We start from the raw sequence: 9,759 nt of genomic DNA, 5'->3' as shown, positions 1-9,759 counted from the left end.
TGGCGCTCGCCCTCCGGGACGAGCGAGGATCGCAACCTGCGCGAGGACGGCGTGTTCCCGCTGGCCCGAGCCGTGGCGCTCGCCCTCCGGGACGAGCGAGGATCGCAACACCCGCTCCAACATCCCCGCCTACGCCGCGACCAGGTGGCGCTCGCCCTCCGGGACGAGCGAGGATCGCAACCTTGACTAGTAGGGCCGGCTAGTGCCGGCGGGACGGTGTGGCGCTCGCCCTCCGGGACGAGCGAGGATCGCAACCAGGAGGCTGATCACCCACCACGGGACCCTGTGCATGTGGCGCTCGCCCTCCGGGACGAGCGAGGATCGCAACTCCGACGTGGACGCGGCGGTCAAGGCGATGACCGCGTGGCGCTCGCCCTCCGGGACGAGCGAGAATCGCAACAGCCAGGCGAGCGTCTGTTGCTCCAGGCCGCTACCCGTGGCGCTCGCCCTCCGGGACGAGCGAGAATCGCAACGTCTCGGGTGAGCTGCTCTCGCAGGACCCGAAGATGGTGTGGCGCTCGCTCTCCGGGGCGAACGAGGATCGCAACTGGCAGGTCCTGGAGGACGACGGCCGGACCGTTGTCCGGGTGGCGCTCGCTCTCAGGAGCGAGCGAGGATCGCAACTACCGGTTCTACTGCAACCAGATCATGGAATCGGCCGTGGCGCTCGTTCTTCGGGACGAGCGAGGATCGCAACGGGATCGAGCATCGCTACGATCGCGACAACCCCGCCAGATGGCGCTCGCCCTCCGGGACGAGCGAGGATCGCAACACCTGCTCTGCCCACGCCTTGTCACCCTCACCCACCAGATGGCGCTCGCCCTCCGGGACGAGCAAGGATCGCAACACGCCCATCCGCCGGGCCTCACCCAGGTGGATGGCCATGTGGCGCTCGCCCTCGGGGACGAGCGAGGATCGCAACCCACCCACAAAAGCGCAGGTCACGCATGGATACGACGCGTGGCGCTCGCCCTCCGGGACGAGTGAGGATCGCAACGGCGTAGCCCATCGGGGCTGCTCGCACCGGGTCGTGGGTGGCGCTCGCCCTCCGGGACGAGCGAGGATCGCAACCCGTGCTGGTTGGCCCGGATCAGGATCGTGTTCGGGTCGTGGCGCTCGCCCTCCGGGACGAGCGAGGATCGCAACGGGTAGCTCAGGCGGATCCGGTAATGGTGGATGCGGGTGGCGCCCGCCCTCCGCAGCGGGCGAGGATCGCAACACGGCCTCCGACGCAACCGCCAAGCCCCCAGCGCCGCCCCTGGCGCCCGCCCTCCAGGCGGGCGAGGATCGCAGCGACAGGAACGTCCCGCTCGCCGTGCAGGCGCTCGGGCAGCGTGGCGCCCACCCTCCGGGGGGCGAGGATCGCAACCTAGTGGTCTGGGCCGAGGAGGCCGCCGACCTGTTCAGGTGGCGCCCGCCCTCCGGGGCGGGCGAGGATCGCAACAGCACGGACCTGGTGACGTTCCGCGCCATCCTGCACGAGTGGCGTTGGCCCTGCGGGACGAGCGAGCCTCGCAACGAGATCGAACGCGCGCCCGCGCGGGAAGGCGATGCGACGGCGCTTGCCCTTTTGGGACTGGCGAGTATCGCTCGCGGTTACATGATCAAGGCGTCGTGGTGGGGGAGGGGGCGGGCGGTGCCGAGCATCTGGACGGTGCGGAAGGAGCCCTTCGGGACCTTGTAGATGCGGATGCTGTCCTCGGTGTCGTTGATGGTCTTCTGGATCTTGTCGATGAGGACGAGTAGTTCGGGTTCGGTGCAGACGATCTCGAAGACGGATTTCTGGACGCGCATGCCGTAGCCCTCGCAGAGTTTGGCGACTTTGCGGAGGCGGCTCCTGCCGTCGGGCGTGACGGTGCTGACGTCGTAGGTGAGCAGGAGTTCCACTAGATCATCCAGGGCATGTAGGCGGGGAGTTCGCCGCGGAGGTGGCGGGCGAGGATGCGGGACTGGACGGACGGCAGCAGAGCCGCGGGGACGCGGCGGCCGAGCAGGCGGTGCGGCCAGTCCCGCTTCTTCCAGTCCTGCCATTCGACGAGAGTCTTCTTGCGGCCGTCCTCGGTGAGTTGGACGGCGCCGCCGGGCAGTGTCTCGAAGTGTTCGGCCCGGAGCTGGCGGCGGTTGAGCAGGGTCAGGGCCAGGCGGTCGGCGATGGGGGCGCGGAGTTCCTCCATGAGGTCCAGCGCGAGGGCGGGCTTTGCCGGGCGCAGGCCGTGGAGGAAGCCGATGTAGGGGTCAAGCCCGACCTGTTCAGTGGCGCCGTGGACGGTTGACCTGGTCAAGCCGTACAGGAAGGACAGGAGGGCGTTGGTCGGGTCGGTGGGTGGGCGTCTGCGGCGTCCGGGAAAGGGTGCAATGTCCAGGCCGGGCCGGATGAGCAGGGCGAACGCAGTGAAGTAGTGGCGGGCGGCGTTGCCTTCCACACCGCGAAGGGTGTCCAGGTCGCGGGGGTTCGCGAGGTCAGAAATGGCGTCGGCGATCGCATCGGCGTGCGAACGGATTTCGTCCTGGTGCTCCTGGCTGTCACGGGCGCCGCGCAGGAGAAGTTGCCGGCTGTTCTGAAGCTTGCCGGCGAGGACGGCCCGGGCGACGTTGAGCGAGTTGTCCGGGGCGGCGTGCGCGAGGTGTTGGGCGTGCCGGAGCAGGACGTTGCCGCGCGTCGGGCCGTCCAGTCGGCTGAGGAAGCGGCCGGTGGACGACATCCAGACCACCGCACGTCCGTCGTCGGCGCAGCGAGCCAGAAGCGCGGAGCTGAACTGGATGTTCCCGAAGGCGACGATCTCCTGGAGGCGGCGCAGCGGCAGGGTGCGGCGCTCCCCGCCCTCGGGCAGAACGACGCGGACGCTGTCGCCCTCCAGAAACAGGGACGTGCCCGGGGTCTGGACGTAGAGGGTGTTGAGGAGCTCAGTCATCCCAGTCATCGCTCTCGGGTGCGGGACGGAACCGTAGGTCGAGTTGCCTCTGGTAGCGCGTGCGGTCGGCGAGCAGCCGCGGCATGCACAGCGTGTTCATCGAGCAGCCCCGGCATCGTTTGTCGGCGACGGGGCCAGGCAGACGGGTGCTGGTGAGGACGGCTCGCACCGCCCCCGCCAGTTCGAGCACCCGGGCCCTGAGCACGGCGTCGATCGAGACGGGATGGCGACGGCGGTCGGCTCCGGAGTAGATGTAGCCGACCGGCACCGCCTGGCCGAACCGTTCCTCCAGGCACATGGCCTGCCCGGCGAGCTGCAGATCAGCCGGGCTGTCCGGCTTGTACGGTCCTGATTTGTGTTCGACCGGGACGACCGCCCCGTCGTCGAGTAGCTCAACGACGTCGCAGACGCCGGTCAGACCGAATCCGTCGTGCCAGACGGGCAGGGCGCGCAGCGTGCGGACGCCGGGCCGGGTCTCCTCGGCGGGTTCGTGGACGCGCTGGTGGAGGAGTGTCCCGCGGACGGTGTTGATGTCGTCCGCGTAACCGGCCTCCAACAGGATGAGCCCGGCCTGGCGTGGGCAGTAGGCGTAATGTTCGAGCGCGGACAGCGGGACGGGGATCTGGTCCGCGCCCGGGCTCATCCGATGATCCGGGTGAGCGTGACGCCGTCCGGAATGCCGCTCTCGTCGACCTTGACGTCGTACTCGAGGAAGCTCCGGGTGGGCCCGTCCACGTTCGGCTTCACGCTGACCAGGTCGAACAGCATGTGGGCGGGGACGGTCCCGAACCCGTCGTGGTGGGTGAAGACGTACAGGCCGCGCAACGCCATCTCGGCGCGTCCGGACGCGCGGTCGTGCTCGAACATCAGCTGCATCGAGCGCCACAGCATGGCCAGGTCTTCGGACGTGACGCCGGTCTTGGCGGCCAGGGGAGCGCTGAAGTGCCCGTGTCCTCGGTAGAGGCCGTAGGGGACGGCGTGCTTGCCGCCCATCTCGGTCTCCTTGTCGTCCTCGGTCTTGGTGCGGGTCACGCGGGTGATGCCGTGTTCCTGCGGGACGACCGGGTCGATGGAGCGGGAGAAGGTCAGCTGCACCGGGCCCTGGACGCGTCCGGCGGACTGGGTGCCGGTCGACATGACGGCTCCGAAGGCGCGCACGTCGAAAAAGGTCTGGCACATCCAGTCACGTGCCTGCGACTGGACAGCCGGGTCCTTGGCCTTGTCCTTGGTCTTGGGAACGCCGAGCGCGGTGTAGGCCCGCTCGTGCTGGGAGTTGAGGGACACTCCGGCCTCGACGTAGATGTCGTAGCCGGGCTTGCCGGCGCCGAGCAGCGCGACCATGTTGCGGATCTTGCGCTTGATGGCGACGTCGGTGACCAGGCCCTGCATGGTCTCGGGGTCGGTGCGCGGCATGCCGCCGGCGTCGGGGTCGCCGTTGGGGTTGCCGTCGGTGACGTCGAACAGGAACACGAAGTCGTGCTTGCGCGCCGGGTCGAGGTGAACCTCGGTCATCAAAGGGCTCCTCAGGAAAGAGTCGGGTGTGGGTGGCTGACCTGGCGGGCTATGCCTCGTCCAAGACGTTGCTCTCGGCGGCGGCCGTCTCCGGCGCGTCCTTGGACGCCTTGGCCTCCTTCGCGGCACGGGCCGCTGCCGCGTCGTGGGCGCGCTGGTGGTCGTAGCCGAGGATGAACTTCATCTGGTCCCGGGCATTGAGGTGGGACGGCAGGCCTTTGTCGGCGTCGAGCAGGGCGGCCAGGTCAGCAAGACGGTTGTCGAGGGCACGTCCGGCCGGACGGGTCTTCTCGCTGCGGGTGAGCTTCTTGATATGCCCGTTCGCGTTCGTCCGCAGCAGCCGCATGGTGGCTTCGGGCTGGGTCATCGCCAGCCCGAAGAACCGGTCGCGGATGGTGGCGTTGACGTCAGGCAGGGCCCGCCGCTGCAGGGCCTCCAGGACCGCGAAGGTCCGGCCCCAAACGTAGGCGGGCGTGGTGTTGCCTGGGTCCAGGCCGGGCATCGTGGCCTCCTTGAACGGCGGACGGGTGAGGGCGAGCCGCAGCAGCGCCACCCGGGGAAGATCGATCCGGTGGTCGTTGCGGATGCGGTGCAGCAGTTGGGGCACCAGGTGGCTCGGGGGAGCGGCACCGCGGAGTGCGGCGTGCAGCAGGGCGCGCTCGAGTCCATGGATCGCGGTGCCGGGGACGTACTGCTTCTTGCCGCGGTCCCAGCGTCCGCTGGCGCGCACGAGCTGCCGCAGTGGGACGAAGTGGACGCCATCGCTCCACACGTCGACTGAAGCGTGATCGTCGAACCAGGAAGCGATGTTCTGCTTGATCTCGCGTAGCGGCGCGTCCAGCCAGTCGCGGACCACCACGCGGCTCTGGTTGGCCGACAACGTCAACGCGTGGAAGGCGCCTTCGTCCAGCCGGGTGCGTCCCCCACCCGAGTGGATCTCCTTCAGCAGATCGTTGACCTGGCCGGGATCGGGGTTCTCGATCATCATCAGGTCGAACTCGGCGGCCGGCTCGGCGAGCCACCACGTCAGGACGCTGTCGTCGCCGCGTCGCCGATGGCGGGCGTCCGACAGCAGGTGGTTCAGCGCCGCCATGACCTGGGCGCCGCAGTCCTCACAGAGCGGGGTGTTGCCGAGTTGCTGCTGCCCGCCACGGCCCTGCGCACTGGTGTTGATCGAGATCAGGGCAGCGTCGCGCCCGCGTTTCGGACGTCCTTTGGAGTCGACGCCGACCGGGATGAGCGAACTCTTGATCATGTCCGGGACGGTCTTGAGGAGCGAGCCCTCGCGGTGGCAGGACAGGCACAGGCCCTGGAGCCCCGAGCTCTTCCGGTCCCGGGAGACCTGACCCCAGAAGTCGACTGCGGAAGCACGCTGATGGGCGTACTCCCCGGCGGCCCTCACAGCGACCAGGTCGGACGGCGGGGCATCGTCAGGGAGCTCCCCGAGGAGTTGAAGGTGCTTCTCCTGGTCGAAGAAGTCCCACACGGTCTCCGCGACAGGGTCACCGGACGCGTTCTTCCAGGCGTGCAGCAGCTCCAGGTAGGCGTCGTTGCGCTTGTCCGCAGCGGCCTGGGCCTTAGCGGAGTCGTCCTTGGCCACCCCGAAGACGTACTCCAGCGTGTCGACCACCAGCATCGCCGCAACGCCACTGGTGCGGGTCACATAGGGAGCCGGCATCAGCACCCCGGCCTTGGCGTCCGGAGTGACGAGATTGGTCAGGTGCCCGTATCCCCGCTGGTCGATGCTGATGACCCAGCGGATGGCGCGCTGGCGGTAGTAGCGCGGCACGCCTTGACCGGCCTGCTCGGTGGCGAACTTGACGAGCTGCTGGATAGGCATGCGCTCACGCCCTCGTCTTGGCCGACCGCGCGGCTCGTGGCGACTCGGCGGAGGGCAGTTCGACGCCGTGTTCCGGAACGTGGATCACGCCGTCCTCCATTCCGGCCATGAACCACTGGTAGGTCTCCCGGCCGTCCTGGTAGTGGATGCTGTGCAGCATCGGCCCCAGCAATCGCGACTCGCTGATCGGCTTGAGCTCTGACGGCTTTCCGAACTGCGCCGAGAACTCCCGGGTACCTAGAAACGGCTGGGAGAAGCACGCACCCTTGTCGACACGACGACGGAACTGCTCCCGGTACTTCACCTCACCCGCAGTGGCATGGGACCGCAACCTGACCTGAGCGTGGATCCGGTACGCGACATCGCGCAGCGCGACGGTGTTGCGCTGGTCGCGGTCGTTCTCCACGTCGTAGCGGACCGAGGGGTCGGCCATCATCCGCCGAACCCACTCTTCGCTGGTCATCGACTTGACCTCGTTACGGCGCAGGGAGAACCAGCGGATCGGCCGCAACACCTCGATCGCCGTCACCACGAAGTCGAACTCGGGACGCCAGAAGATCGCCTCAAGGACGCCACGCGCCGCCGAAGGAGTCATCACCTCATAGCTGAACCGCTCGGCCTTGAGTTCAGGCCGGGTGAAGCAGGCGAACTCGCCCCACACCTCGACCACCAGCGGCGGGTGCGGGTACCGGGCAGGAGTGCTCAAAACACCAGGTCCTCTCCGTTCAGGTCGGTGAACTCGATCCCGCGCTGCGGGTGGTAGACGTCCTGCCACTCGTAGAGGCCGTCGACGAGAAGGTCCGCCATCCCCTGCTCGCGGGCCTGCTCCCCCAGGCGACGCGGCAGCCTGGCCAGGAACTGCTGGATCTTGCGGTACACCCAGGCTGGTGGCCCCTCCGGCGCAGTGAGCAGCCGACGGAGCTGTTTGCGTTCGGCGTCGTCCCCATACGGCACCAACACAGGAACGGTCCGTTCGTCGATCAGCCGGAACCGGTCCGCGACCGCCGGAAAGTCGAACTCGGTGCGGTACTTCTGGATCTCTGCGCCAGGCCCCGCACCCTCGATGTTCGTCATCGAATAGCGCTCGCGGTAGTAGGCACTCAGCGCGTCCAGGTCGTCGGGACGTGCCAACTCGGGACCGAAGAACTGCCGCGTCAGGTCGAGCGCCGCGCCGTAGACCATGCGCGTGCCCACCGTGCTTCCATCGGACGGGTCGAAGACCACGACCCGTCCCACGTCCAGCAGTCCTTCACGGTTGACCCGCCCGGCGGCCTGCTGCAACGCCTCGGCGGGTGCGAAAGCCCGGTATGCGACCGGAAAGTCCAGGTCAACGCCCGCCTCGACCAGCTGCGTGCTGACGACCAGCACCGGCAGCTTGTCCTTCAGCCGCTGCCGGATCTCGTTGAGCGCATCACGGCGATGCTGCGAAGCCATGCGCGTCGACAGGTGCACAACTGGGACGTCTTCCGTCAGCTCTTCCACATATCGGTGCAGTGTGGCGGCGTCCTTGGTGGTGTTGACGATCGCCAGGCAGCTCGTTTCGGCGGCCACGTCTTGAGCGATCTCTTCGAACGTCGGCTGAGGCTCGCATCGCCACTCGTACCGGACGCGCTGGAGCTTTCGGTAGTAGGGGGCAGGCTCAGCGATCACCGGCTTCGGCTGGAGGTTCACGAAGACCTCCAGGCCGAAGAAGTCCGGCTGTGTCGCGGACGCCAGCACCACACTCGACCCGAAGAACCTCGTTAGGTCGCGCAACGCGGAGAGGATCGGAGGCAGCATCGGATCGGGAAGCGACTGCACCTCGTCCAGGACGATCACCGCACCGGCCAGCCGATGCAGCCGCCGCATCGCCGCGGGCTTCCGGCTGAACAACGACTCGAACAACCGGACCGTGGTCGTCACGACCACCGGCGCGTCCCAGTTCTCCGCCGCCAGCCGCTGCCACCGCTGGCCGGGCCCGAGTTCGTTGAAATCGACGCCACTGTGGTGTTCGAGGACATGCTCCGCCCCGAACACCTGCCGGTATACCTCGGCGTTCTGTTCGGTGATCGACAAATAGGGGACTGCGACGATCACACGCCGGAGCCCATGCTTCGCCGCATGATGCGCCGCGAACCCCGCGACTCCGAGTGTCTTGCCGCCCCCCGTAGGCGCCGGGAACGGAAACAACCCAAGCCCTTGCGACGCCGACGCGACCGCCTGCTGATAGATCTCCGCGCGAAGCTCTCCGACCGCCGAACCTCGCCCGCCGCTCCTCTGGCGCAGATATTTCTCACGGCCGGCCTCGAACAGCGGGACCATATCGGCCAGCCACGCGACGGGATCGGGTAGAGCGCCTTCCCGATGTCGCCGCGTGTCAAGGAAGTCGGCATCGACCAGAGCGCTGAACACCATCCGCATCAACAACTCGGCCGCATGCCGATTACCGGGTTCCCGAGCCCACGCGGGAACCGCCGAGCTCCGGTCGCCCATGATCTCCGGCACTAGTCGGCGGACGTGCTGGATAGCCTCTGCGACCTGCAGATCCTCGCAAGCGTCCGCAACTTTGTTCGACAGTTGCCGCAGTGGGGGAAGCCCGCCATGGTGTCCCAACACCGGCAGGCCGAAGGCACCGACGTGTCCCTCACGCACAGCCAGATAAGCCCCGGCGGACTTGTGGTCGATACTCCGTCCGCCGGCGTCCACCACCTGTCCGCCGGTCTTCTCAGCCCGGACGAGCCCGTCCTGCCACGAGCAGCTCCCCTTGCCCACGTCATGCGCGAGCCCGAGGTAGTGAGCGAGGTCAGCGGCGCCGAACACCGCCCCGAACCGACCAGCAAGCTCAGCCGTGTCCCGCAGGTGATCCTCCAGCGCATGCCGTCGCCCTGCCGGGTTTCGGCTATGCGCCCACAGATCACTCGTCACGGTCTGCCCCCAAAGCACAACGTTGCGTTGGAAGGCGACCTTATGAAGCGAGCCTGACAATCTGCGCTGACATTGGAGCAACTCCGCCGCCCCTGGCCGGATGAGGCCACCCACCCCCGCGCCAGCAAGCCACCGTGAGAACGCCTCGACTCCGGCAGCACACCGCAGGGCGCTCTTGCTACTACGACCGACGGTCGTCAGCACCCGGCTCTGTGCCCGCCCCCCACAGGCGCGCCTCAGTCATCAGCTGGTACTGCCTGGTCAGTCGCGATCCTCGCCCGCCCCGAGGACGGGCGCCACCAGGAGGAGCCCATGGCATGGGCTGTTAAGTACCGCAAGTTGCGATCCTCGCCCACCCCGGAGGGCGGACGCCACGCGGCGCGGCGGTCTTGATCCACTCCATGAACGCCTGGTTGCGATCCTGGCCCACCCCGGAGGGCGGGCGCCACTTCGGGCTGGACGCCTTCCACGGCGCTTCGGTCGCGTTGCGATCCTCGCCCGCCCCGGAGGGGGCGCCACGTCACGAGTCGTTCCGCCCGTTCCGCAGGCCGGTGCAGGACGTTGCGATCCTCGCCCGCCCCGGAGGGTGGG

Annotated in this window: 10 protein-coding genes; 2 read left to right on the top strand and 8 right to left on the bottom strand. The window is 68.2% G+C overall.

All coding sequences use genetic code 11. The features are described 5' to 3' along the window. Positions 1–186, top strand: a 186-nt coding sequence (locus tag AB0J52_RS15475; protein WP_500182240.1) for a hypothetical protein, incomplete at its 5' end; no start/stop codon positions are given. A 525-nt stretch (positions 187–711) separates the two neighbouring features. Here AB0J52_RS15475 and AB0J52_RS15470 read toward each other — a convergent pair. The 8 genes from AB0J52_RS15470 to cas3 form a co-directional block, all read right to left on the bottom strand. Continuing rightward, a complete protein-coding gene (locus AB0J52_RS15470) occupies positions 712–885 on the bottom strand; it encodes a hypothetical protein (protein ID WP_500182239.1) in 174 nt (57 codons plus the stop codon). 711 nt (positions 886–1,596) lie between these two features. After that, a complete protein-coding gene (gene cas2 / locus AB0J52_RS15465) occupies positions 1,597–1,887 on the bottom strand; it encodes a CRISPR-associated endonuclease Cas2 (RefSeq protein WP_500182238.1) in 291 nt (96 codons plus the stop codon). Further along, a complete protein-coding gene (cas1c, locus tag AB0J52_RS15460) occupies positions 1,887–2,912 on the bottom strand; it encodes a type I-C CRISPR-associated endonuclease Cas1c (RefSeq protein ID WP_500182237.1) in 1,026 nt (341 codons plus the stop codon). The genes cas2 and cas1c overlap by 1 nt, the downstream gene beginning before the upstream one ends. After that, complete coding sequence (gene cas4, locus AB0J52_RS15455) at positions 2,905–3,555, bottom strand: CRISPR-associated protein Cas4 (RefSeq protein ID WP_500182236.1); 651 nt, start codon at positions 3,553–3,555, stop codon at positions 2,905–2,907. The genes cas1c and cas4 overlap by 8 nt, the downstream gene beginning before the upstream one ends. Then, the gene (gene cas7c, locus AB0J52_RS15450; RefSeq protein WP_500182235.1) at positions 3,552–4,424 is read right to left on the bottom strand and encodes a type I-C CRISPR-associated protein Cas7/Csd2; all 873 of its coding nucleotides are present in this window, start codon (positions 4,422–4,424) and stop codon (positions 3,552–3,554) included. Before cas7c ends, cas4 begins: the two co-directional genes overlap by 4 nt. A 49-nt stretch (positions 4,425–4,473) precedes the next feature. Then, positions 4,474–6,264, bottom strand: a complete 1,791-nt coding sequence (gene cas8c / locus AB0J52_RS15445; RefSeq protein WP_500182234.1) for a type I-C CRISPR-associated protein Cas8c/Csd1 — start codon at positions 6,262–6,264, stop codon at positions 4,474–4,476. A 4-nt stretch (positions 6,265–6,268) separates the two neighbouring features. Continuing rightward, positions 6,269–6,970, bottom strand: coding sequence for a type I-C CRISPR-associated protein Cas5c (gene cas5c, locus AB0J52_RS15440; RefSeq protein ID WP_500182233.1), 702 nt, complete (start codon positions 6,968–6,970; stop codon positions 6,269–6,271). Continuing rightward, entirely contained in the window at positions 6,967–9,168 is a 2,202-nt protein-coding gene (cas3, locus tag AB0J52_RS15435) for a CRISPR-associated helicase Cas3' (protein WP_500182232.1), read from the bottom strand. Before cas3 ends, cas5c begins: the two co-directional genes overlap by 4 nt. A gap of 401 nt (positions 9,169–9,569) precedes the next feature. Between cas3 and AB0J52_RS15430 the strand changes: the two genes are divergently transcribed. Next, the coding region (locus tag AB0J52_RS15430) for a hypothetical protein (RefSeq protein WP_500182231.1) at positions 9,570–9,759 on the top strand (190 nt) is incomplete at its 3' end.

The organism is Spirillospora sp. NPDC049652 (genome assembly GCF_040675125.1).
Classification (GTDB): domain Bacteria; phylum Actinomycetota; class Actinomycetes; order Streptosporangiales; family Streptosporangiaceae; genus Spirillospora.
This window is presented reverse-complemented; position numbering and strand designations above follow the sequence as displayed.